The organism is Pseudomonas sp. S3_E10 (assembly GCF_054667615.1).
Map to the genome: position 1 here is coordinate 2,607,590 of NZ_CP162743.1, position 24,728 is coordinate 2,632,317.

General features: G+C 62.1%; 13 protein-coding genes. All 13 read right to left on the bottom strand.

Annotated elements, in window-relative coordinates:
- Positions 1-298 precede the first annotated feature (298 nt).
- Positions 299-8,419, bottom strand: a complete 8,121-nt coding sequence (locus tag AB4N98_RS11770; protein WP_223271484.1) for a two-partner secretion domain-containing protein — start codon at positions 8,417-8,419, stop codon at positions 299-301.
- A 31-nt stretch (positions 8,420-8,450) separates the two neighbouring features.
- Positions 8,451-10,172 carry a ShlB/FhaC/HecB family hemolysin secretion/activation protein gene (locus AB4N98_RS11775; RefSeq protein WP_065876851.1) on the bottom strand — a complete coding sequence of 574 codons (1,722 nt, stop codon included), beginning with the start codon at positions 10,170-10,172 and terminating at the stop codon, positions 8,451-8,453.
- A 453-nt stretch (positions 10,173-10,625) separates the two neighbouring features.
- Complete coding sequence (pgaD, locus tag AB4N98_RS11780) at positions 10,626-11,108, bottom strand: poly-beta-1,6-N-acetyl-D-glucosamine biosynthesis protein PgaD (RefSeq protein WP_065876852.1); 483 nt, start codon at positions 11,106-11,108, stop codon at positions 10,626-10,628.
- A 2-nt stretch (positions 11,109-11,110) separates the two neighbouring features.
- The gene (pgaC, locus tag AB4N98_RS11785) at positions 11,111-12,451 is read right to left on the bottom strand and encodes a poly-beta-1,6-N-acetyl-D-glucosamine synthase (protein WP_017528394.1); all 1,341 of its coding nucleotides are present in this window, start codon (positions 12,449-12,451) and stop codon (positions 11,111-11,113) included.
- 2 nt (positions 12,452-12,453) lie between these two features.
- The gene (gene pgaB / locus AB4N98_RS11790) at positions 12,454-14,451 is read right to left on the bottom strand and encodes a poly-beta-1,6-N-acetyl-D-glucosamine N-deacetylase PgaB (protein WP_116079826.1); all 1,998 of its coding nucleotides are present in this window, start codon (positions 14,449-14,451) and stop codon (positions 12,454-12,456) included.
- A 12-nt stretch (positions 14,452-14,463) separates the two neighbouring features.
- The gene (gene pgaA, locus AB4N98_RS11795; RefSeq protein WP_065876854.1) at positions 14,464-16,944 is read right to left on the bottom strand and encodes a poly-beta-1,6 N-acetyl-D-glucosamine export porin PgaA; all 2,481 of its coding nucleotides are present in this window, start codon (positions 16,942-16,944) and stop codon (positions 14,464-14,466) included.
- 268 nt (positions 16,945-17,212) lie between these two features.
- On the bottom strand, positions 17,213-18,709 hold the full coding sequence (locus AB4N98_RS11800) for a YdgA family protein (RefSeq protein WP_017528397.1): 1,497 nt from the start codon (positions 18,707-18,709) through the stop codon (positions 17,213-17,215).
- 146 nt (positions 18,710-18,855) lie between these two features.
- Entirely contained in the window at positions 18,856-19,488 is a 633-nt protein-coding gene (locus AB4N98_RS11805; RefSeq protein ID WP_026067299.1) for a hypothetical protein, read from the bottom strand.
- A gap of 80 nt (positions 19,489-19,568) precedes the next feature.
- Positions 19,569-21,011, bottom strand: a complete 1,443-nt coding sequence (locus AB4N98_RS11810; protein WP_065876855.1) for an efflux transporter outer membrane subunit — start codon at positions 21,009-21,011, stop codon at positions 19,569-19,571.
- Positions 21,008-21,898, bottom strand: coding sequence for an efflux RND transporter periplasmic adaptor subunit (locus AB4N98_RS11815; RefSeq protein WP_065876856.1), 891 nt, complete (start codon positions 21,896-21,898; stop codon positions 21,008-21,010). Before AB4N98_RS11815 ends, AB4N98_RS11810 begins: the two co-directional genes overlap by 4 nt.
- Entirely contained in the window at positions 21,895-22,104 is a 210-nt protein-coding gene (locus tag AB4N98_RS11820) for a DUF1656 domain-containing protein (RefSeq protein WP_065876857.1), read from the bottom strand. Before AB4N98_RS11820 ends, AB4N98_RS11815 begins: the two co-directional genes overlap by 4 nt.
- Positions 22,101-24,179, bottom strand: a complete 2,079-nt coding sequence (locus AB4N98_RS11825) for an FUSC family protein (RefSeq protein WP_065876858.1) — start codon at positions 24,177-24,179, stop codon at positions 22,101-22,103. The genes AB4N98_RS11820 and AB4N98_RS11825 overlap by 4 nt, the downstream gene beginning before the upstream one ends.
- Positions 24,176-24,586, bottom strand: a complete 411-nt coding sequence (locus AB4N98_RS11830; protein ID WP_065876859.1) for a MarR family winged helix-turn-helix transcriptional regulator — start codon at positions 24,584-24,586, stop codon at positions 24,176-24,178. The genes AB4N98_RS11825 and AB4N98_RS11830 overlap by 4 nt, the downstream gene beginning before the upstream one ends.
- Between the last annotated feature and the right edge of the window lie 142 nt (positions 24,587-24,728).

Here is a 24,728-nt window from a genome sequence, read left to right on the forward strand (position 1 = left end):
GGTATTACCTGAGTACTGTTTCACTCGCTCGATGGCATGTCAGGGTTAGCCTAACCTAGCATAAAACATCTACCAACCTCTGCGGCCCGTTACGAACTCCTTTACATACGTCCATCGGCTGACTGTCCAGTAAACAGCCAAGACAATTGAAAGTGGCGCGCCGATCCAGAGATAAACCCAATCATCGGTTGTTTTTAGAAGGACGCCGATGAAACCGGAAACCAGAACAGCTATAAAAAAACTAATGCCATAAACAACGCCCAATAAGCCCACCGCTAAAATGAACATTCGAATAGGGTTAATTCTTATCACGAGAGGCCTCCTCATAGAAAGTGTAGCCCTTCTCACCCACAGATTTTAGGTACACCGCTGCAGCGCTCCCATAGCGAATAGGCTTCCCAGTCCAGAAGTAGAACTGGTTGTTATCAAATTTTCGCACCGTTACACCGAACATTGATTTTGACCTATTCAAGCCGTCTGCAAGACCTAATTTCAAAGGTACCTTCACAAAACCGGCGCCCACTGAGAAAGCAAGATCGGCACCGCTATAGACCGTAGGTCCGTAACCACCAGGGATAAGATCAAAGGCGGCTCTCACGGGGTTGCTGTTGTCATTCAAGCCGGTGTAATGGTTCCACACGCCAGATCCGCCTTCCCACATGTTCCCCGCGCCAAACGTCATCATAGGCGCCCCAAATACACAGCCTGCGGCCGTGGCACACAATACCCCGCCAGAACCTACACTAATGCCCCCGCTTACCAAGGAGGTTGCGCTACCAGCCAGAGGAATAACATCGCGCGTGCCCCAGTCCTTCACGCTGTCAGTAAACGAATAATTGAATAAGCCCTTGTCTTTCTGAGCATCCGCCCACGCAAGTTCATTGCTCAAACCGACCATATCAGCTTCAGTCAGAACCGCATCGTGATACTCCTGGGTACCTCGATCCAACTGAGCCCAGCACTGAATAACGTAGCACAACGCTTTTCGCAGATTAGCCTCGGTAAAGTCGCCTTTCTGCGCCTCAGCCTTGATCGCCGCCACCTCTGCCTCATGAGCCGCTCGATTATAGACGTCCACCGACATCGCATTACCACCCGCAACGACTGCGCTGGCGGTGCCATTTCCGGAGCCAACCGCAGCGCCGACACCTACAGCGATCAATGCGGCCATCGTATCTTGGTCCACTCCCTTGATGTCATTTTTACCCAACGCATCAGCAATGATCGGCATCAGAGCAGCAGACGTTCCCGCCCCCAACGCGCCGCTCTGCACATTGCCGCTGGACACCCCAATAGCCGCCCCCGCCAACGCGTGCAACATCACACGCGCCGCACCGCCTTCAGCCCAAGCCGCCCGAGTGGCCGCATCCGACTTCGGATCAGTCGCACGTGATTGGGCATAATCGCCAATTTTGTTGAAGATATCGCTGGAGGCCGTGTTAGCGACAATGCCAACCGTCGTTCCAACAGGCGCACCACCCAGCCCTGCGGCGATCAGCCCGGACGCGATATCGGCCATTAACCGTTTGTCGCCACCGACCTGCCAGCGCTGGGCTTCCATGTAAGCGGCATTCGCTGCGAGCACCGTTTCAGCGGCGTCCGGCGAACCGGTCTCGGTTTGGGTTTTGGCTTTATCGGCCAGTGCTTTCGCCTCATCGGCCTTCGCCTTGCCTACCGCACTGATCACCCCACTGGCCAACTGCGCCGAGCTTTGGATCAGGTCAATACGCTCTTGCATGGCCTTTTCATCAGGTCGGTCGAGTTTCTGATTGGCATTGGCGGTATCGCGATTTAGCCCCACCAGGTCATTGGCACCTTCGGCATTGCGAACCACAATCGTGCCTTCGCTGACCGCGCTACGGGTGTAGCTATGGTCTTTCTCCTTGAGCGCTATCGGGATGCTGCCGCCCATCGACGCACCGCTGGTACTGCTGGAAGACACCGAAATACCAGCAGACTGACTTTTGATCTCGCTGACATTCTTGATATCGCTGACGATCAGCCGATCCGTGCTGAGCCGGTTCTTATCAGCTGACGCCTCACTGGCAATCACCGCGCCTTGCAGGGTGGTGTTCTTGCCGACATTGATGTCGTAGCCGCCCGTGCCCGCATACAAACCACTCTGGTCGGTCACGCCCTTGTAGTCGCTGTTCATATTGGCGGCGGCAAGGTTCGCCGAGCCCGCTACGGTAGAGCCGTAGCAGAACGGCGGGACGCAGATACTCGCGCCGAAGCCTGCGCTGCTCTGTTTGCTGCGCGACGACTCGGTGTCCTGGAGGGAGATGATATTGAGGTTTCCGCCAATATCTGCCTTGATACGGTCCGCACGAACCTGGGCGCCTTTGAGGGTGGTATCGCCACCGCTTTGTAACAACAGGCTGCCTGTATCGAGGGTGCTATTGACCTGAGTGACGGAGTTACCGTTGCCATTGTTCTTGGCACCCTGCGCTCCGAGGTCGAGGGTGAAGCCGTTTTGCTCGCCAATATTGAAGCTGGCGCCAATGGCGGTTTTATTTTTCGACCCTTCGTTTTTGCGGTCGGTGGTGTTCTGTGCGCTTTGCATCAACACATCGTTTTTGGCTAACAACAACGTGTTGGCGGCTTTCAAGCTGCTGCCGGTGATCTGGATATCACCCTGAGTACCCGCCGCTGCGCCCGTGGCAACGATCGACAAGTCTTGCCCTGCGTTGAGCGTGCTCTGCTTGGCGGTGACACTGTTGAATTCGCTGCTGTTCTTGCTGCGGTTATTGGCCAGTTCAGTACCGATCTTGATCAGCGAACCGTTGCCGGGCGTGCCGCCGGTTTTGTTTTTGAAGCCGGAGCTTTGCGCATTGGCGTCCGAAGCCTGGCCATTCAGGTTGTAGGCGGCGAGGGCTGCCTGGGCGATTTTGACTGCCTTGAGTCGTGGGTCATCAGCGCTACGGGCCGCTTTGACGGCGTCGCGCATGCTGGTGGCGGTGTCCACTACCGAGCCCGCGATCACCCGCCCAACCGCCAAGCTCTTGGAACTGTCCTTACTGGTCTGACTGGCCGTCTCCATCCCCGAGGTGACGGTGACATTGGCCCCACTCAACTCCATGTTCTTGGTGCTCACCAGATCACTGGCCACCACCTTCAACTCACGCCCTGCCGTCAACGACACATTGCCCGCACTCGATCCAATGGTGCTGCCGGTCAAGGTCATTTCATTGGCGGTGCCGTTGTGTTTCGAGCTGTTGATGTACAGCTTCTGGTTGCCGGTCATGTCGTCCAGACCGAGCTTGTTGCCGGTCAGCACGCCGGTGAGGTCGCGATTTTTTTCCTTGTGCATGTCGGTGCGGGCGAAGGTGTTTTGCGCCGCGTCGATGGTCAGGTCGCGGCCGGCCTGTACGGCGAGGTCGCCGGTGCTGACCAGGTTGGAACCGGTGACCGTGGCGTCGCGTTTGGCGGCGACGGTGACCGTTTCGCCGGAGACCATGCTGCCCAGGGCGGTGGTGCGTTTTTCGTCGACTTTGTCCTGGACCTTGCTCGACTTGAGGCCGCCCCAGCTGCTTTTGCTTTCCTTGCGTTCGTGGCGAGCGCTGTCGGCGTTGCTGACGGCGAGGATGTTCACGTCTTGGCCGGCCACCAGTTGCGTGGCGCCTTTTTCAGCAGTGACGGCACTGCCAGCCAGCAGCAGGTCTGCACCGGCGACGACGGTGCTGTTCGTCCCCGCACTGACCAGGCTGCCAACGTTGTTCACGACGTCAGTTTCATCCAGGCGGAATTTTTTGCCCTGGGAGGTTTTCTTGGTCTTGCTGTAGAAGCTGTAGTCCTGATTTTCGGCGGCTTTGAGCTCGAGGTTTTTGCCGGATACCAGGTAGGCCTCGTTGCCGGCATTGACCTGGCTGGCGACCAGTTGCAGGTTCTGCCCGGCGCTCAGGGTGGCGTCGCCGCCGGCCTTGATCACGCTGGACACTTGCTGCACGTGGTCTTCGATGCTCTTGACCTTTTTCGTGTTGCCCGTGGAGTGTTGCTCGTTGGCTGCCGCGATGGCGTTGAGGTGGCGGGTGGCAATCAGGTTGACGTCGCGTTTGGCTTCGACCTGACTGGCCACGGCGCTGATATCGCGCCCGGCAATTACGTGCAAGTCGCGGCCGGCCTCGACCACGGAGCCCTGCTGGGCGATGGTGGTGAAGCTGGAGCGGTTGCCGATGGCGCCGCTGTCGAGGCTTTTTGAAGCGGTGATGTTGACGTCGCCCACGGCCCTGACCGTGGTGTCGGCGCCACTCTTGAGCACGCCACCGATGTTGTTGACGTTGCCACCGGCTCGCACGGCCAAATCGCCGGCCGATTCAATGCGCGCGGCGCTGTCGACGAAGTCGCTGCGTTCGGTGCGGTAGCTGCTGGCGCTTTCGTGGGTGGTGACGCTGCGTTCGTTGAGCAGGTCGGTGCCGGCGGCGAGGTTGACGTTGCCCGCGCTGATCACGCCGCCTGCGCGGTTGCTCAGGTTGCCACCGCTGAGCAGGTCGAGGCGACCACCGGCTTGCATCAAGCCGCTGTTGGTGAGGTTGCCGCCGACGTTCGCCAGCAGGCTGCCGGTAGCGCGCAAGGTGCCGGCGTTGTTGAGGTTGCTGCCGGTGATCAGGTTGACGTCCGTGCCGGAAATCAACGCACCGTTGGGCGCCAGGCGGTTGTTCGCCTGGGCCAGGTACAGCACCGGCACCAGCACTTGTTGCCCGGCGACGGTGGCGTTTTCCAGCCACACGATGTCGTGGGTCAGGGCGGCGACTTGTTCGGCGGTGAGGCTCACGCCCACGGACAAATTCAGGGCGCTTTTGCTGCCGATGGCGTTGTCCATCAGGTGCTTGAACAGGTCGGCGTCGCTGGTCTGGCCATCGATAAACCGCTGGCCGGTGCGCGCGAGTACGGCTTGCTGGATCAGGCGTTGTTCGTAGAAGCCGTCACCCAAGCGACGTTGCGCGGTGTCGGGGTCGTAGCCGAGCTTGGTGAGCATGTAGTCCGAGCTCATGAACTGACGCATATCAGTGAGCAGCGGGTTGGTTTCAATCAGGTATTTGTGCGGGTTGGCCGCAAACTGGCTGGTGGGCAGCCCGGTCGCACCGTCTTTATCGTTGAGGTGGAACAGGCCGTTCTCGCCGGTGGGCAGGTCGAAGCCGGGCAGGCTCAGTGGGTTGACCTGTTGCTGGGCAACGTCCGGCGGCAATTGTGGGTTGAGCTTGACCTGGGTCGAGTAGCCCGGCGCCTTGGTGTTGGCGCCGCTGCCGACGTAGGTGTAGCCACTTTGCACGACGTTGTTGTCGATGCCGGCCTGAGCCTTCACGTCAACGGAGCCGCCCGCCTGGATCACGGCGGCGTAGCTCTGGTCCGGCGCCATCAGCTGGGTGGTTTTGCGCAGAGCGGTTTTTTCGCTCTCCATTTTGCCGATGAACGAGGCCATGGCGGCTTCAACGCCGTCCATGTTGTTACCCGCCGAATAACGCTGGGTAAAGGCGGCCGCCTCGCGGTACCAGCCTCCCGGCCTGCGCTCGCGCTCGGAGGTAAAGATGCGGTCGTATTGGGTGTCGTGGGTCACCAGGCCGACGTTGCTCAGTTGGTCGACGCGCACGGTCATGGCGCCGCCGGCAGCGATGCTACTGCTGCTGTTGAGCAACGTGCCGCCGGTGAGCAGCATATCGGCGCCCGAGGTAATACCGGAGCCGGCCGTGGCGTCGGTGACGACAAAACGATCGCGTTGGGTGATCTGGAACGGGCGGTTCTGCTTGCCGCCTTCACAGTCGCCGCCCGTCACGCCGTCGATACACGCGGTGGGCGTAATGGACGCGCTGTAGATGCCGGACGCGGTGGTGAGCACGGTGCGGATGTTTTCGAGCGTGCTGGCCGCCAGGATCAGGTTGCGCTCGCTCTCGATCGTTCCCGAGCTGTTGATGATGCTGCTGGCCAGGCCGCCCTGGCCGTCGCGGTCGACACGCAGGTTGCCCATGGCGTAGATCGCGGCGCCGAGGTTTTTCAGGCGGTCGACCTTCAGGTTCATGTCGCCGCCGCTGAAGATCAACCCGTGGTTATTGAGCAGGTTGCCCACCGCCAGGTCGAGGCTGCCTTGGCTGGCGACGGCGCCGCCCACGGTCCAGTCCCGGCCGATGCCGACCAGGCTGCGAGTGCCGAGCAGTTTGCCGGTGGCGGTCTGGTTGAGGGTGTCGACATTGACCGTCAGGCGCCCGGCCTGGATCGCGGTGCTGTTGGTCCAGTTGGATTGTTCAAGGGTCAGGTCGCCGTAGGTCACCAGGCTGCCGCCGACGTCGTCCAGGCTGATGCCGCTGAGGTCGAGCGCGCCGGTGCCGGCGTGCAACACCGTGCCACCGGTGTTCTGGAAGGAAGTAGCGGCGAGGCTCAGTTGGTCGTTGGCCGTCTCCAGACGGCCGCTGTTTGTGAGCATGCCCCCGATGGCGTAACGGGTTTTGCCGCCGCTGCCCAGGGCGCGCATTTGCCCGCTGTTGTTGAGGCTGGCGGTGGCAACATCGAGCGTCGTGGCGCTTTCGATCAAGCCACGGTTGGTCAGCGCGCCATCGAGTTTGACCTCGATCTGGTTGCCGGCGATCTCGCCACCGTTATCCACATTCAGGCCGGTGAGCCGTACGCGATCACGGGCAAACAGCGCGCCGTCGCCGTTGTTGAAATCAGTGGCGTGAACCTTCGCATCACCGGCTTTGGCGGCGATGCGCCCGCCGTCGTTGTCGAGGGTACCGGCCGTGATGGTTACGCCGGCCTTTTCGCTGTGGATCAGACCGTTGGCGCCGTTTTGCAGCAGGCCGGTGGCGGTGAGTGCCAGGCCACCGCTGGCGGCCAGGGTGCCTTCGTTCCGGTTGTCGATGCTGTTGGCGAACAACGTCAGCAGACCCTGGCTGGCGAGCTTGCCGCCTTGGTTGTCAACGTGGGCCGCGCGTTGGATCAACAGCGGCCCGGCGCTGGCCAGCTTGCCGTTGCGATTGATCAGGTCGCCGATCAGGTCCAGGGTGATTGCACCGCCACCGGTGAGGCTGCCGGCGCGGTTGTCCAGGGAGTTGCCGTGGAGGGTGAAGGCACCGGTGCTGTCGATGATGCCGCCCTGGCTGTTGTCCAGCAGGCCGCTGACGGTGAGGGTTTGCACGCCGTCGCTGAGCAGTCGACCTTTGTTGCGGTTATCGACGCTGTCGGCAGTAACGTTCAGCACCTGTTTGGCGTTCAAGGTGCCGCCCTGGTTGTTCAGGGTCGTGGCGGTGACGTTGAGCTCGCGATTGGCGATCACCGTGCCGGTGTTACTGATGTGCTGGCCATCAAGCTTGACGTTGCCGAGGGGGTTGCGGGTGTTGTCGGCGTTGACCCCGGCCTCGACGATGCCGTTGTTGATCAACTGGCCTTTGCTGGTCAGGGTGATGTTGTCGCGCGCGGCGAGCGTCTTGCGGTTTTTCAGTTCGCCTTTGGTTTGCGCCGTGAGCGTGGTGCCCGCGTAGACGGCGCCGTTGGTTTCCAGGCTGGCCGCCTTGATATCCACCGCGCCGCTGGCCGCGGCCTGGGCCATGCTCAGGTGGCCGTTGGCATCCAGTTGAATATCGCCGCCGCTGGCGGCCAGCGTGCCGTCGAGTTTCACGCCCACGCCGGCTTCGGTGCCCACCAGTTTGATCGCCCCGGCGTACATGCCGCCCAGGGCCGATGAGTCGATGGCCAACTCCGGCTTGGCGCTGCCGTCGTCGGCGCGCGCGGTGGTTTTAAGGCTTTGTGCGTCGACGTCGTTGCGCCCGGCAATCACGGTGAGCTGGCGCGCGTTGATCTGGGCGTTGATCTTGGCCGAACGGGTGATGATTTCGAAACGGTCGACGTTGCTGGCGTTCAAGCCCTGGCCGTCGATGGTCACCGCACCGCCGTCCACCTGGTAGCGGTCGAGGCGCCCGGCCTGGTCGATGATCGGCTTGCCGGTGGTCAGGGTGACGTTGGGAGTGTTGATAAAGCCGCAGCCGTTGCAGCTCACGCCATAAGGGTTGGCCACGATGACCTTGGCCGACTGGCCCGCCACTTCGGTGTAGCCGCGCAACTGGCTGGGGCTGCCGCCGTTGACTTCGTTGAGGATGACATTCGCGGCGCCGCCCTTGAGGTTCGGGTTGCCGACGATGATCCCGCCCAGTTGCGTGCTTTGCACCATGCCTGTGGCGTTATTGAGGATCACGCCGTTGGGGCCGACGTTGTAGTCCTTGAACTGGTTATGGGACAGCCCGCTGCCGTTGGGCGTGGCGATGTTGACCACCGGCACGCCATTGCCCGCCTGCCCGACGGTAGTGCCGGGCCCGCTGACCACAATGCCTTCGGCCTGGGCCAGCAGCGGCTGCCAGAACAGCGCGTTGGCCAGGACCAGTGCCAGGCCGCGTTGTGTCAGGGTTTTCAGGGCGGTAGAAGGGCGAACGTCCATATTCAAAATCTCAAAGGCTGCGGGCGTTGAATTACAGGTAGAAATCCAGGCGGAAATAGATCGGCGCTTCGCGCTCGGTTACCACGCCAGGCCTTTCCAACGAATGGGCAAACGTCACGCTGGTGCTGACGTGCTTGCCACGGGCGAACAGCTCCAGGGAGTTACTCGACACACGGCCATGCTGGTCTTCGTTGTAGCGATCGTTGCGAATCACGCCCTGGTCGTAGCCGACACTGGCGCCGTACTCGGCGAAGGCCGGGCGCATCCAGTCGAGGGTCACCGGGCGGGCCCAGCGCACTTCGTTGCGCCAGTAACCGCCACTGTCGCCGTTCAGTTGCTGGTCCTTGAAGCCACGCACCGAGTACGAGCCGCCAAGGCTCATGCGTTGTGGTGCGTACAGCACGTCTTCACTGCGCTGCCCGGTGGCCAGGCTGGAGAAGCTCAACGACTCGCCCCACAGCGTGAACGGCTGCAGGTAACTCAAGGTGGCGGTGTATTTGCGATAGCGCGGGGTGGGCGTGAGGTTGCCGCGAATACGGGTCTGCTCATCCTTTTGCGCATCAAAGGCACCGATGCCGTTTTGCATGCCCACATCAAGGTTGACGAACGCGCTGCCGATACGGCGCCCGTGGCTGACACCCACCTGAAATTCGCTGAGGCGGTTGCTGCTGACGTCCAAGCGTGTGTCGTTGATGTAGTTGTTGGTGCGCAAATGGGTGAGGCCCACATTGACCGACGTTTTGCTCACGTCGTCGCGATGCACCACGCGTTCGGCGCGCAGTTGGTGGTTCTGGCTGTCGCCCCATTGCTTGTATTTGAAGTCGTCGACGCTGCCCGGCGTGCGGTAATCGCTCTCGCTGTAGGTGTAGCTGAAGTTCCACCAGCCCCACGGCACGTTGTAGTAGAGCATGCTGTTTTTCGAGGTTTTCTGGTGGTCGCTGATGGCGTCGTGGCCGCCGCGCAATATCAGTTGGTCAGCCAGGCCCAGCGGGCTGTCCCACTCAAGGCCCGCGCCCCATTGCTGTTCGCCGGTGCTTTTCTGGCCGTCGTTGTTGCGCGACAGGCTGGCGCGCCAGGGTTTTTGCGGCTGGTTCCTGACCAGCACTTCACTGCCGCCGATCTGCGCGCCGGGGCTCAGTTCCATTTGCGCCTGTTTGGACGGCAAACGGCTCAGTTGATCCACCAGTTGCTCGACTTCACGCAGGTTGAGCGCCTCACCCACCTTGCCGGGAAACGCCATCGCCAGCTCGCGATCGGTGACCGTGCTGCCTTGGGCGCCCTTTATGCCTTCGAGTTTGCCTTCGACCACCAGCACTTGCAGATGGCCGCTGGACAGGTCCTGTTGCGGCAAGTAGGCACGGCTGGTGACGCGGCCCTTGGCGATGTAGTAATCGGTGATGACCTTGAGCAATTGGTTAAGCTGCGCCACGCCCAGGCATTGGCCCAGATATGGTTTGAGCAGGCGCGCGCGATCGGCGGCGGACAGGCTGTCGGCGCCCTTGAGTTCAATGTCCTGGATGGGGAAGCAGCGGGTGTCCGCCGGCAGTGCCGGGGCCTCGGGCGTGCTGCCTTTGCCGGGCAGGTCCTGGAGTTCTTCGAGGCGCCGACGCTGCTCTTCGAGCAGACGGTTCTGGCGGTCGCGGATCAGGTCCTGATCCCCGGGCGTGGGGGCGGCCATGGCACTGTTCAAGCTCACATAAGTGAGCAGCAAAGTGCAGAGGAAATACCGAGTCCGTGGCAATAAAAAAGACATATTCGGTCCGTCGAAAATCAAGGGCCGGGAAACTAACATCGAACTTGCGCCAACCCAAGAAACTGAGCGAGTTGCACATCCGTACCAGTTATCCACGCAACGCATTGATTAATAACAACAAATAAATATCAAAAAGTTAGACAGCCTCAAACTGGAAGTATTCTTCCGACAGGCGGCAACTGTTTCGATAGCGATTCGTCGGATAACTTAGAAGCTGCCATTATTTAGCCAGCAAGTTCTTTCCGAGATAGGTTAGTACCGAAAAACCCAGATAAGTTCGCGGGGGTTTTGTGAATTGGATCGCACTTGTCGACATTCATCTTCAAGGTCCAATGGCTATCCACAATGTGGAAGGGGCTTGCTCCCGACAGCGGCGTGTCAGTCGATGCATCGTTGACTGAACCATCGCAATCGGAGCAAGCCCCCTTCCACATTGGGTTGGATTTACGATTTTTAGCTGGCGTCTTTGTTCTGATCCTTGCCGGGCACCAGGGTCAAGCCGGGCTTTTCCACGTCACGCGAGACATGGGCTTTGACTTCCGACACGCCGCCGTCTTCGTCGTTGTGGATCACCAAAACCCCCGGCCGGCGCAATTGCTCCAGATCACCGTCAGCCAGGCTGAAACTCTCGCTCAGGCGCTGGTCGCTGAGGGCCTTGGCCTCGGCGCGACGCTGGGCGAACTTGCGCCCCTTGCGTTGCTGGTAGCGCGCCCAGGTCACCAGGATCACCGCGTTGAACAGCGCAATCCACAAGTAGATCTGCAAAGTGTTCAGCGCCGCGAAGATCGGCGCTTCAATGCGCGGGCCACCGTGGGTGTCCAGCATCGAGGTGATCCCGCGCGCCAGCAACCAGACCAGCCCGCCCCAGGCCATCAGGGTCAGGATTACGTCGATGATCCACATCACGGTACTTTGGCGAGTTCTGACCAGTTTCATGCTCACGCCTCCTCTTCGACAGGTTTGATACCGCGGTCCGGGCTGACCCAGCGCGCACGCTTCTGGTGCTGGTTGAACAGCACTTTGGGGAAACTCACCAGCGTGGTGAACAAGCTGACCAACCAGAACACCATCGGGTACCACACGGTCCAGAACAGGGTTTTCCACAGGTCTTTCTCGTAGCGCCGGTCGATCAGGATGCTCACCGCAAACTGCACCAGGCACACCATCGCCAGGACCAGGCCGGTAAACGCCGGCGGCACCAGGGAGTCCACGGCAATCGCCTGGGGCAGCACGATGAATTTACCCAGGCCCCAGAAGATCACCGACAACAGGAAAGTGAAGGCCCAACCGGTGGACAAGCAATATTCGAACAACAGCGGCCACAGATAGCGATGGCGCCATTGCCAGATGCCACGGATGTTCTTGAACAGCACTTCGGCACCGCCCTGGGCCCAGCGCAGACGCTGTTTCCACAAGCCGCCGACGGTTTCGGGCATCAGGATCCAGCACAGCGCGCGGGGCTCGTAGAAGATGCTCCAGTGATCGAGCTGGAGTTTCCAACTGACATCGATGTCCTCGGTGATCATGTCGGTGCTCCAGTAGTCGATGCGGTCCAGCGCCTTTTTACGGAACGCCACCACCACACCCGACACCGTGAAGATCCGCCCGAACACGCGCTGGGTACGCTTGATCAAGCCGATGATCGAGGAGAACTCGCCCACCTGCACGCGGCCGATCAAGGTCGAGCGCGTACGGATACGTGGGTTGCCGGTCACGGCGCCCAGGCGTGGGTTATCCAGCATCGGCGCGACCATATAAGCCGCCGCGTTTTTGTCGAGCAGCGCATCGCCGTCGATGCACACCAGATATTCGCTGCGCGAGGCCACGGCGCCCATGCGCAGGGCCACGGCCTTGCCCTGGTTCTGCGCCAGGTGCAACACGCGCAGCCGCGGGTGCTCCAGCGCCAGGGCGTCGAGTACCGCAGCGGTGTTGTCCTTGGAGCCGTCGTTGACCGCGATCACTTCGATGTTGGGGTACAACTGGCCGAGCGCCGCATGGATGGTGTCGGCGGCGTTATCACCCTCGTTGTAGCAAGGGATGATGATCGAGATCAGCGGGTTGCCGGCCAGGGTCGGCGCCGGGGTGTCTTCTTCCCAGGGCCAGTGGCGCTCCCAGTGCAACCAGAAGTACAAACCGCCGGCGATCCACAGCGCCGACATGAACAGCGGGTAGAAAAACACGAAGTCCATCAGGAACTGCCCGGTAACCAGGAAGATCAGGCCCAGGGGCACGCCCAATACCAATGCCAGCACGAATAAAGCCAGGATTCTGTCGAACATGGTCAAGGGTTCCATTGGTTGGAAAGGGCCGGACGCACAGTCTTCAGGTCCGGGGAGTTTTCCAGGAAGTTGTCCGGGTAGTAGCCAAAACTCGTGACACCCTGGCGTTTGAGTACGCCCATCCATTCGGCCATTTGCTCGGCGGACAGGTCGGGGGCTGCCGGGGTACGCCAGTCCTTGGCTTGCAGCTCGAACACCGTTCGCTGCATCGCACCGGGGCGGGCCTTGACCGTGGCCACCAGTTTTTCCAGCCAGGCATTGGAGTTCTTGAGTGTCTCGCCTTCCATCAGCGGCATGGCCATGGGCGCGGTCCAGTCATAGGTCTGGAGGAAATCGTCGAGGTTCTGCGCGAACCAGGCTTCGCTCTGCGGGTTGAGCATCGGCTGGGCGAAGATATTGCGCGCGGTCAGCACCTGCGGCCCGGCAATGGCGCGGACCTTGGCGGTCAGCTCATTGGTGAAGTCGATCAGGTAGCGGCTCTTGAAGCGCGTCCAACGCTGCATTACCGCAGGGTCGGCGCGCAGGGCGTCGATGCTGTCTGGCAGGCCGTTGGCCGCGTAGGCCTTGAGCGCTGCGGGGCTGGCGTCTTCGAAGTCGGAGAATACGGCGTCATCGTGGTACAGCACACCGTCGATCGCACTGTTGCGCGCCAGGTCCTCATAGAGTTCACCAATGATTTTGCGCACCTGCGGGTCGAACGGCGACAGGCGTTTGTATTGGTCCGGGTCGATGCCCACCTTGCCGGTTTCCGGGTCCCAGCGCGTGACGCGGGGCAGTTTGGGGTCAAGGGCGAAGCTCAGCACCGGCATCCACGCATATACCGCCGCATGGGCACGGGTGTGCAATTGCCAGGCGACACGGTTGAACAGGTCCGCGCGCACCGGCAAATGGCGATTGGGGAAATACAGCGAGTGCACCAGGCCGTCACCCTTGGGGTCGGCGAAGGCTTGCAGGAACACGGTACCGGCGCCCATGTCCACCACGCGCTGTACCAACTGGTCGAGGTTGCGCGCTTGTTGGGCCGGGTCAGGGTCGTAGACGTTGTCCAGGTCCACATGCAGCACGCGCAGCGGCGCCGGGGTTTGCACGGCGACAATGCTGTTGGCGAAATGCTCGCCGTCCGGGTCGGAAGCCACCAGGAAGCGCGGGCTGTTCATCAAGTCACTGGAGCTGTCGAGGCCGTCTTCCAGGGTCAGGGCCATTTGGTAGCCCTGCTCGCCGACGATCGCCAGCGAGGTGCCTTTGGCGGCGCCGTAGGGCCATACCCACACCCGTGGTTTTTTGCCGGTCACGGTTTGGATCTTGTTGGAGATCGCCACGACATCGGCACGCAGCCGTGCATCGAACTGCGCCTGGCTTTCGTAGCGCCCGGTGGCCGGGTCAAAGCGCAGAGACGTGGCGGCCGGCTCCAGGTTGCCCTGGGGGTTGGCCAGGATGCCTTTGTGATTGGCATCGGTGTGCGCGGCGATTTCCACCAGGCCCGACTGCGACACTTCACGGATCTGCTGCCAGGTCAGGAACTCGCCACGTGGCCGGGGCGAGCCGGCGAAGTCCACCGGTTGGTTGAGCGGCGTATCGATCCAACTGCCCACCGGCGCCAGCAGGGCCGGCCAGCGGTAGGCGCGCAGAATCGGCATCACGCGGGTGTAGAAGCTTGAATAGCCGTCGTCGAAGCTGAGCATGACGGCCTTGGGCGGCAGCGCGGGGCCGCCATTGCGCGCGGCCAGCACTTGGTCAACGCTGACCGCCTGGTAGCCGTTCTCGCGCAGCCAGGCCAGCTGTTCGATCAAACGTTCGGTGCGCACCGCCACCACAGCCTGGTCGGGGTCGCGGTCCGAGACGTCATGGTAGGCAATGCCCAGAAAATGGTTTTTCGGCCACGCCTGTTCGTTGGCCGGTGTCGGCCGCTCGGCGGGTGGAGTGAAAGGGGCGGGTTGCTGGGCGCAGGCACTGGCCAGCAATACACCCAGAACCAACAAGCAACGGCTGAGGAGGGTCATGGTCAGGCTCTTTTAGAAACGGTAAGTGAGGTCGACGAGCAGGCGCAGATCGCGTTCGCGATCACCGTCATAAGGTCGGCTGATCAGGCTCAGGTTGGCACCGACGTCCAGTACATCGTTCCAGCGAAAGCGTTGGCCGTAGCCGATCAGGGCCATGCCGCCGGTGGAGTAATCGCGCTGGCTATAGGTGCCCGCACCGACCTGGAACTGCTGACTCCACTGGGTCTCGTAGCGGTGATAGAGCACGTGATTGATGGTGACGACGGGCAATACGGTGAAATCCGACTTGGGATTGAAGTACACCGTGTCTTCCTTGCTGTTGCGGCTGGCACCGACTTCCAGGCCCAGGTCTACCTGCACTTTCGGTGAGCTGTAGATGCCTTCGCGGCCGGTGAGCAAGGCTTCCAAGCGGTCGTTGCCGTCGCTGAAGTGGGACGGGCTGAGGGACAGTTTCCACTCACGGCTTTCGTTGGCGCGCCAGCGGATAAAACCGCTGCCGCCGTTGGCGGTGATGTCGGCATTCAGCGCACGCAATGGCGTGGTGGCCGAGAGGTAATCGAGACTGGCGCCGTATTGCCAGTTGTCGTTGATGTCGTGGGCGAACGCTACGCGGGCGCCCTGCTTGGAACCAAAGCCATAGGAGTGGTTGGACACCTCGGCTTCCAGGGTCAGGTCACGGGTGCGCCGCTCCACGCCGACACGCTGCCAACGGTGGTGACCGGTGCCTTCTTCAAAGTCGGCGGTGGCATAACCGGCGCCAGCGAACAGGCGCCAGTCTTCGTCGATGGGCGGCGTGTAGATCACGCTTTCGATGCCCCAGTCGCGGTTACCGGCCACCGCACCGGCTTCGTTGTCACCGCCGCCGCCGAAGCTTTTACCGGTGTAGGCTTCGACGCGCAGTTCGGCCATGTCGTGTACATCGCGCAGGCGTTTGAGGCGTTGCACCTGCCGGCTGTCTGGGTTGCGGGCCACCACGTCATCGGTCAGCACATCCAGTTGCCGCCACTCTTGCAGGTCCATGGCGGTGTAGGCCTGGCTGATTTCCAGGCCAATGTCACGCGGCGCCTGGGCTTCGGTTTCCTTGAGCACGCCTTCGGCACGGCGCGGCAGGTCACGGGCGCGGTACATATCGGCCTGGGCGAGGCGCAGGCCGACGTTGCCGGGGGCTTTGGCCACCAATGCTTCCAGGCCGGCTTCGCTGCCCGGCAGGTCACCGCCATACACGCCGGCCTGGGCCGACAGTTGTTGCGCGTCCATCCAGGCGTCGTTGGGGTTGCCGATGGGCAGGCCCTTGAGTTCGACCCGAGGTTTCTGGCTGTTGGCGAGCGCTTTGGCAACCTCGTTGGCATCCTCGCCTTTGTTGCTTTCCTGCAAGGCGTAAAACAACGCCGTGGTGTCTTCGACCCGGTCGTCCGGCTCAGCGTCCGAAGCACTCAGTGCCTGGCGATACAACGGCTCGGCTTTTTCCGGCAGGCGTTGGTCGAGGTATGACGCCGCCACCCAGCGCACGGCATAGGTCGGCAGTTGCACGCCTTCGCCTTTAAGGGTTTCGTACTCGCGGATGACCTCGGCGGTGCGCGCCCTGGCCTTGAGCGCGCCCAGGCGGTCGATGCGCCAGCGCACCACATCGTCATGGGCGGTGGCGTCCGGGGTCCAGCGGGCGATGAGTGTGTCGTAGTCGGCCAAGGCACGGTCGGCCACCACATAGCGGTCTTTTTCGCTGCGCGTGGCGAACTCGGCCATGCGCACGCGCTCGGCGGCGAGGTCGCCTTCGAGGCGGCGCTGGGTGACCGCGTCAAGCAGGCCAGGGCGCTGGGCCGACAGGCGCAACGCCGCTTGCGGCAGGCGGGCCTTTTGCAGGGCGACGATGTATTCGCGGGCGACTTCAGGTTTGTCGCCGGCACGGGTAAACGCCTGGTCGAATTCAAACAGCGCGTCGTAGTTCAGGCCGGCGCGGGTCAGCGCGTAGCCCAGGGCCATGCGCCGGTTAGGGTCATCCGGTTTGGCGACCACCAAGGCGCGGGTGCGTTGCACGGCTTCGTTGGCCTTGCCGCCGTCGGCCTGGGTCAGCGCCAGGCCCAGTTGCAGGTCGATGTTATTCGGTTCACGCAGCAGCGCCTGGCGATAAACAGCTTCAGCCTGGGCCCACTGCTTTTGATTGCGATAGGTACGCGCCACCGTGGCGAGCGCCTGGGTGCTGAGGTTGCGATTTTTGCCCTGGGCCTCGTACACCTTCAGCACTTCGGCGTCCTGGCCGGCCCAACCGGCGATCACCAGGTGATCGCTGACCTGGCCAGGCGTCTGGCGTTCGGCCGACAGCTGGCGCAATTGGGTGAGCGCGGGCGTGAAGTTGCCGTTGCGCGCCTGAATGATCAGCGCGTCATAGGCCGGGTCGGCCATGGCGAAGGTGGGTATCAGCAGTTGGCTGCATAAAGCGGCCCCGACGAACAGTCGCAACCGGCCTGATGCACTGAGTGGTAGGTTTCGCAACATATCGTGAGCTTCCTTACACACGGAAAGCTGTAACGATAGGTGATCCTGAGCGAAGCGCTCAGGGTGCCGGCGTCTAATGACCCGGCCTAGCTTTCCTGTGCGAACTATCTCTCAGGAAAGTAAGAAGAAATTCAAATCAGAACAATTGTTCAGAATTGGCTGATCGCTTTTTTGCGCTACGCAAAAACAAATGTGGGAGGGGGCAAGCCCCCTCCCACATTTTGACTGCATTTCAAGCGACCTTACTAGGAGGCCGGATGTTGAGCGGTTACTGCCCGCCGCTCATCCCACCGACTTTGCCCATGACAAAGCCAATGAACTGCTCAACCGTCATCTTCTGGCCGTTGAAGGTCACTTCATTGTTGGCGTAGTGCAACTTGGACACTACCTCGCTGCCCACCAGGGTCGCCAACTGCGTACCTACCGCCATGCCGCTGACCATCTCGGCGGCCATCTGGGATTGCTGCTCGATGGCTTTAGGGTCGGTCACACCGCCCAGCTGCGCCTGCAATGCGGACACATCGCCAATCATCGGCTTGGACAGCGTGAGGTTGGCATCCAGCAGCGTGATCATCTGCTTGCCCAGCTCAACCGGCGGCAGCTCCATGGAGGCCGGTTTGGCCAGGTCCACGAGCAGGTTGAACTTGCTTTCGCCGTGGGTGGTTTTCAGCGACAGGTTTTCCAGGGCCAGGTGCGGTTTGGCGGCCAGTACCTGGTTGACGTTGGCTTCGGCCAAGGCCTGTTCGGCGTCGGTCAGTTGCAGCTCCGGAGCCGGTTCGCCAGCGGCCGCGGCGGCTTGCACCGGCTGCATTTTGTCCTGGTACAGCTTGGTCAGCACCAGCATGGCCGGAATGTCGATGTTCTTCATGCTCACGGCCATGGCCGCCGAGCCCACGGGTTTGCCCTGGTAGCCAATCTCGTCGATCTTGTAGTCGACGCGGCCGGCCAGGTTGTTGTCCTTGGTTTCGCTGGAGTCTTTTTGCTCGAAGCCTTTGAAGCTCAGCACGGATTTCTGTGGGCCGAAGGTGAACTTGCTGTCGCTCAGCTCGATGGTGTTTTGCCCGGTGTAAAACCCGAAGGTGGATTTTTCCAGGTTGCTGGCGATGGTCAGGCCCGACAGGTCGGCTTCGAAGGCTTCGCCATTGGCATCCACGGCGGCGACCTTGAGGCTGTTCATAAAACCATCGGCCTTGACCTTCTGGCCTTCAGCGGTGCCGTCGAAGTTCAGGTTGGCGCCGGAGAAGCTCACCGACGATTTGTCGTCCTTGAACTCTAGCGGCAGCAACTCGATGTTGCCGTTGACCGAACGGGTGTAGCCGATATTGGCCACGCCTTTGAGCGGCGACACGTCTTTGGCCGCAGCGAACCACTTCTCGGTGGTTGGGCTCTTTTCCAGCTCATAGTGACTGGTGGCCATGACCGGCAGCCATTTGAGCGTCACCAGGCGCGAGACCGGCAGCGGGCCGTGTTCGATATGGTCGACAAAAAGCAATTCAGGGTTGGGGTTGTCTGCGCCGAACACCGAGCCCTGGCCCTTCAGGCGATAGTGCGCGGTGCTGCTGAACACGCCACGGTCGAGGGAGACTAGTTCCAGGGCCACGGTGCCGTCGACGCCGGCCATTGAGGTCTGCAGTTCCTTGTTGGCGTTCTGGATCGCGGTTTGCAGCACCGGTTCCAGTTGCTTACCGGTGTACCAGGCGCCGCCTGCACTGACGACGCCAACGGCGACCACAAAACCCAAAAGTACGACTGCTGGCTTATTCATGAAGTGACCTGATCAAATCCTGTGAGGAGTGGGCTGTCTTCCTTGAACCCTGTAGGGGTTGGCTCAAGCCCGCCGAAAGCGGGGGAAGATTAGCACTGGCGGCCACAAACGGCCCAGCCTTTCAGAGGGATCAGTTCACGACTAGTTCACGAATACTCCAATTCGATTTCATCCAACTGGTGATCAAAACTCTTGAGCCGCGCCGTCCATGTGTACACCAGCACTTCAAACTCGCGGTGTATCACCGCATTGCCGGGCGTGTCGGCCTTGGGGTCGCAGAAGTCCAGTTGGTAGCGCTCGCGGGCCATCTGCGTGGCGACGTCGGATAACTCCCGAGCGTTATTGAGCCAGTGCCGGCCGTCAGCGACTTGCTTGTCGAGCACGACACACTGTTTTTTCAGGACTTCGAGGCTTTTTTCCAGCGGTGTGCCGGTCAGGTCGCCCATCACTTCCTGGAAGGTGCGCCCCGGCTGCCAGTAGCTGCCCCAGAAATAGCGGTCGAACACGGTTTCGACTCGGCGCAGCGCAACCTTGGTATCCCAGATCGCCACGCGGGTCTTGCCTTGTTCCAGGAGTTTTTTCTTGACCCGTTGATTCTGGTAGGACGCCCAGGCGACAACGCCGATGGACAAGGTGCCGATCACCAGGCAGGCGCTGTCGAGAAAGACCATGGCCTTGTCGAGCTGATGGGCGAGCATGACGCCATAGAAATACGCGGCCGATAACAGCACCAGTGCGAAGAGCACGCACCAGAAAGCGGGAGCATAAGGGTTTTTCATTATTGGAATCCCCATGAGCAAACGCGAGCAGTGTCAGGCAGGCCGTCACGGGGCCTGCCTGTCAAAGCATAGCTATTGGCTCAGGGTTTGCTGGCTGGCGAAGCGTGCGTTCGTCCGCTTTCCCAACCGCCGCCCAGGGCCAGGAACAGATCGATCTGGCTCATGGCGACCTGAGTATTGGCCGCCGCCAATTGCGCGCGCATCGCGGTGTAGGTGCGGGTGGCTTGCAGGTCGGCGAGGAACGACTCGCGCCCGGCCTGGAAGAACCGGTGGGTCTGGTCCGCGGCTTGGCGGGCTGATTGCTCGGCATCGGCGAGCGCGTCGCGGCGCTGCAACACGGCGGTGTATTGCGCAAGGCCGGTCTGGGTTTCGCGGATGGCGTTGAGCACCACCCCATCGAAATGCGCCAGGGCGCCCTGGGTGGCGGCTTCGGCTTCATGGATGCGCGCGCGCGCGCCGTTGGTCGGCACGGTCCAACTGATCATCGGGCCGAAGCCCCAGCGGTTGGTGGCCGGCTGGCCGAGGTTGTCGAGCAGGCCAACGGTACCGACGGTGGCACCAATGGCGATGTCCGGGTACAGCGCGCCGGTGGCTACGCCGATACGCGCCGTGGCAGCCGCCAATTGGCGTTCGGCCTGGCGCACGTCGGGGCGACGCTTGAGCAGCGCGGCACCGTCGCCCACCGGCAACAGCTGGGCGATGTGCGGCAGCTCGGCGCAACCGCCGGTGCCCGCCGGCAACTGGTCGACCGGCTTGGCCAGCAGCATCGACAGGCGGAACAGCCCGGCCTGGCGCGCCGCTTCGTAGCGCGGCATGTCGGCGCGCAGCGATTTGTACTGGGTTTGCGAGCGCGTGACTTGGGTCTCGTCGCCCCGGCCGGCGTCGCGCAGCCGTTGGGTCAGGCGGGTGCTCTGGGCTTGCAGGGCCAGGGATTGGTTGGCAATCGCCAACTCTTCGTTGGCCGCGCAGACCTGGGTGTAGGAGCGCACCACATCGGCGACCAGCGTGATGCGCGCAATATCGGCGGCGGCCTGGGCCGCGTCGGCACTGGCCTGGGCGCTTTCGATGCCGCGCTGCAAGGTGCCGAACAGGTCAAATTGATAAGAGGTGGTGATGCCCACGCTGCCGATGTTGTCCACCGGGACCTTGTCCGCCAGCAAAAACGCCTCGCCGGATTCCTGCAGGCGCTGCGCTTCAGCCTTGGCCCCGGCGCTCCAGCCACCGGCGGATTGCGCCTGTTGCGTCTGAAAACGCGCGCGCTGCAAGTTGGCGGCGGCCACACGCAGGTCGGTGTTGGAGGCCATGGCCTGGCGCACCAGCTCATCCAGGCGCGGGTCTTTGTACAGTTTCCACCAGTCGTCGGGGACCGGCGCCGACACCACGTGTTTACCGTCCAATGGCAGTTGCCCTTGCAGGTCGGCACGGTTGACGGCGGCCTTGTCCGGTAGCTGGTAATCCGGCCCTACCACCTGGCAGGCCGACAACAGCAAACCCAGCGCGGCGGCGGCCAACAGCTGCTTCATGGCTGGGCTCCGGCAGGGGGTTTGTCGCCGATGATCGATACGGTGGCTGTACGCCCGGCGATCATGCGAAAGTCCGCCGGCACTTCGTCAAAGGCGATGCGCACCGGAATCCGCTGGGCCAGGCGCACCCAACTGAACGCCGGGTTGACGTTGGGCAGCAGGTTGGAGCCACTGCTGCGGTCGCGGTCTTCGATACCGGCGACGATGCTCTGCACGTGGCCGCGCAGGCGCGCGTTATCGCCGATCACGCGGATATCCACGCCCATGCCGACCTGGATGCCGTCGAGCTTGGTCTCTTCGAAATAGCCGTCAATGTGGAACGAGTTGCTGTCCACCACCGACAGCACCGGGCGCCCGGCGGTGACGAACTCCTGGGTGCGCGGCGCGCGGTCGTTGACGTAGCCGTCCACCGGGCTGCGGATCACCGAGCGGTCGAGGTTCAGTTGGGCGGAGTCCACCGTCACCTGCGCTTCGGCCAGGGCCGATTGGGCACGGGCCACGCGGGACTGGCTTTCTTCCAGTTGCTCGCTGGGCACCAGGTTGCCCAGGCCACGGTTACGCTTGTACTCGCGCTGGGCCTGGGCCAGGGTTTCCTGGCGGTCGGCCACGGCGGCCTGGGCCTGGCGCAGGGCCAGCTTGAAGCGGTCCTGGTCGACGGCAAACAGCACCTGGCCCTTGCTCACCAATTGGTTGTCATGCACGTCCACGCGCTGGATCAACCCGGACACGTCGGGGGCGATCTGCACGATGTCGGCACGGATGTGCCCGTCGCGGGTCCAGGGCGCAAACATGTAGTACATGACCATGCGCCACACCACGACGACCGCGAAGCTCACGATCAACAGCGTCAGGACTACACGGCCGATGGTCAAAAAAGGTTTTTTCATGTCATCAGGTATCGACTGAGTGAGTCCACCGCGCCCAGCAACAGCGCGTAGAGCCCCACATTGAACAATGCCCGGTGCCAGACCAGGCGATAGAAGTGCATGCGCGTCAACAACCCGTGCACCACCAGAAACAACAGATACGTAATGCCCATGAGCACCAGCAACGTGGGCAGGAACACCCCGCTTATATCCAGATCACCGATCATAAAGGCGCTCCATCGGGCAGCGGCGCTTGCATCTGTGTGCCATCAATGAATTCGACGCCAGGCAACAGCGCCAGGCGCAGGCCGGCCAACGCGTGCAGTAGGTGCAGGCGGGTGTCGTCCTCGTCTTGCAGGCCCTGGCCGTTGAGCGCGCGGCGCGTGCGGTCGAGTGTCATCAGCAGACCGCTGGGCGCGGGCAGGCGTTCACCCGCCTTGAGGCACGCCTTGAAGTAAGCGCCAACCCCCTCGACCACTTGATTGAGCAGCACCCGTGGCACGCCGAGGATGCGCGGCGAGTACGCCAGCAGGTCGAGCAGGTTCAGCGCCACCCGCAAATCGCGCAGGGCAATGCCGGTGTCCTGGCCGGTAAGGGCCAGGCGCGGCAGGTGCTGCATCAAACGGTCGAGCATTTGCACGGCCATGTGCCGGTGTTCGGCCAGGGTCGCGGGTTCGGTGAGGCCAACGATGTCGCGCCAGCTGAAACGGGTCAGGCGCTTGGCCGCCAGTTCGGCGCCGAAGGGCCGCGCGACCAGGGTCCACACAAACGCAAACAGCAGGCCTACCGGGCCAGCCAGGTTGACGTTGGCAAAGTTGAGGAAGTCGGCGTCATAGGCGCCCTGGATGCTGATAAATGAGGAGGTGTTCACCAGCGTCAACAACATGCCCAGGTAAAAGCGCGGCTGCACGGTCAGTGTGCCGATGCAAATGAACGGCACCGCGAACGCCAGCACCAGCATCGGGAAGTCATGCAGATTGGGCAGTACCAGAAACAGGTAGAGGCTGGCGAACAACACCGACATCGCGGTCCAGAAAAAGAACCGATAGATCTGCGGCGCCGGGTCGTCCATCGAGGCGAAGAAGCTGCACGCCACCGCCGCCAGGATCACGGCGCTGCCGCCGTCGGTCCAGCCCAACAAAATCCACAGTACCGAGGCGACGATGATCGCGCTGACGGTGGAAAATGCCGAATAGAACATCAGGCCACGGTCGAGGAACGGCGTGAGCCGGCCCAGCCGCCAGTGACGGTAAACGGCGCGCCAGGTGTCCTGGCTCTCGCATCGGATGGCGGCTTGCAGGCTGCGGCAGTCTTGCCACAGGTCGATCCACTCGCCCAGGCGGTACAGCGCATTGGAGAAAAGCAAGGTATGGCGGTCGTCCAGCGCTTCGCCTTGGGGTTGCAGGGCGTCGACCTGGTCACGCAGGGCGCGCCAACTGTCCAGGGGCGCGCTTTGCTGGGTGTCGTCCAACCATTGGCGGGTGGCTTCCAACAGTGGCGTGAGGCGCTCGAGAAACTGCGGCGCGCGGTGTTCGATGGCGTACAGCGCATCGTCGAGGGCATCCACCACCGGCAGCAGATGGATCATGCGCCCGCGCAGTTCCTTGGTGTTACGCACCGTCTGCGGCCGCGCGCCTTCGTGCGGCAACTGGCCGATCATCAATTCGAGGGTGTTGAAGGTGGCGACCATGCCGCTGCGTAAAGCGCTGACTTCTTCAGGCTCCACGTTGCGCGTCAGAAAGCGCTGGCTGTAGACCTGCGCATCGGCGAACCACTTGGCCACCGAGCCATCGAACACCGGCATCAGGCGCCGTGGCCAGAACATCGCGCCCACCACGGCGGCGACGGCGATGCCGAGGAAGATTTCTTCGGTGCGCGCTTCGGCCACGTCCCACACCGCCAGGGGGTTATCCACCACCGGCAGGGCGATCAGCGGCAAGGTGTAGCCGGCCAGCATCAACGCGTAGTTATTCGCAGTGCGCAGGTGCATGGACAGAAACAGCAACGTGCCCGTCCACAACGCAATCACCACCACCAGAATGTATGGCGATTGCACGAACATCGGCACAAAAAATACCGCCGCCGCCGCGCCCATCAAGGTGCCGATGGCGCGGTACAACGCCTTGGAACTGGTCGGCCCCACAAACGGGCTGGAGACGATATACACGGTGGCCATCGCCCAATACGGACGCGGCATTTGCATGAGCATGGCGATGTACAACGCAATCATCGACGCGGCGAAGGTCCGCACCCCATAGAACCAGTCGCGGGCCGGCGGAAAACCACTGAAGAATCCGCTCACAGCGTCGCCGCCTCAAAAGCACGCAGCACACGCAGCGCGGCTTCCATATCGGCGAGCGCAATGTCCGCCAGCACTTCACGGCGCAGGCGCACCAATTGCGCTTCCACCGCTTGCACCAGCTCACGGCCGCGCTCGGTGAGGCTCAAGGCCTTGGCGCGACGGTCGTGGATGTCTTCGGTGCGGCACACGTAACCGCCACTGCACAACTGGTCGAGCAGGCGCACCAGCGACGGGCTTTCCAGGCCGGAGGCCTGGGCCACTTTCACCTGGTGCACACCGTCGCCCAAACGGCCGATCATCAACAGGGGCACGGCGCAGGCTTCGGAGATGCCATAGCTGACCAGCGTGGTCTGGCAGATTTTGCGCCAGTGACGGGCGCCCACCACCATGCTGCTGCTGAGGTGCATCTGAAGTTGTTCGAGGGATTGAGGCATTGGATAGCTTGCATACAGTTAGTTTGCTAACTATCAATATGGCGAAGGGATCCAAATACGTCAAGTTTTGAAACAATTTAGCGATGGGTGGAGCAGTTCGGTGGCAACAGCGCTG

Bases quoted from the DNA above. Each gene is read 5' to 3' on its own strand.
- AB4N98_RS11770 (WP_223271484.1), bottom strand. From the start codon at position 8,419: ATGGACGTTCGCCCTTCTACCGCCCTGAAAACCCTGACACAACGCGGC.
- AB4N98_RS11775 (WP_065876851.1), bottom strand. From the start codon at position 10,172: ATGTCTTTTTTATTGCCACGGACTCGGTATTTCCTCTGCACTTTGCTG.
- pgaD (WP_065876852.1), bottom strand. From the start codon at position 11,108: ATGAAACTGGTCAGAACTCGCCAAAGTACCGTGATGTGGATCATCGAC.
- pgaC (WP_017528394.1), bottom strand. From the start codon at position 12,451: ATGTTCGACAGAATCCTGGCTTTATTCGTGCTGGCATTGGTATTGGGC.
- pgaB (WP_116079826.1), bottom strand. From the start codon at position 14,451: ATGACCCTCCTCAGCCGTTGCTTGTTGGTTCTGGGTGTATTGCTGGCC.
- pgaA (WP_065876854.1), bottom strand. From the start codon at position 16,944: ATGTTGCGAAACCTACCACTCAGTGCATCAGGCCGGTTGCGACTGTTC.
- AB4N98_RS11800 (WP_017528397.1), bottom strand. From the start codon at position 18,709: ATGAATAAGCCAGCAGTCGTACTTTTGGGTTTTGTGGTCGCCGTTGGC.
- AB4N98_RS11805 (WP_026067299.1), bottom strand. From the start codon at position 19,488: ATGAAAAACCCTTATGCTCCCGCTTTCTGGTGCGTGCTCTTCGCACTG.
- AB4N98_RS11810 (WP_065876855.1), bottom strand. From the start codon at position 21,011: ATGAAGCAGCTGTTGGCCGCCGCCGCGCTGGGTTTGCTGTTGTCGGCC.
- AB4N98_RS11815 (WP_065876856.1), bottom strand. From the start codon at position 21,898: ATGAAAAAACCTTTTTTGACCATCGGCCGTGTAGTCCTGACGCTGTTG.
- AB4N98_RS11820 (WP_065876857.1), bottom strand. From the start codon at position 22,104: ATGATCGGTGATCTGGATATAAGCGGGGTGTTCCTGCCCACGTTGCTG.
- AB4N98_RS11830 (WP_065876859.1), bottom strand. From the start codon at position 24,586: ATGCACCTCAGCAGCAGCATGGTGGTGGGCGCCCGTCACTGGCGCAAA.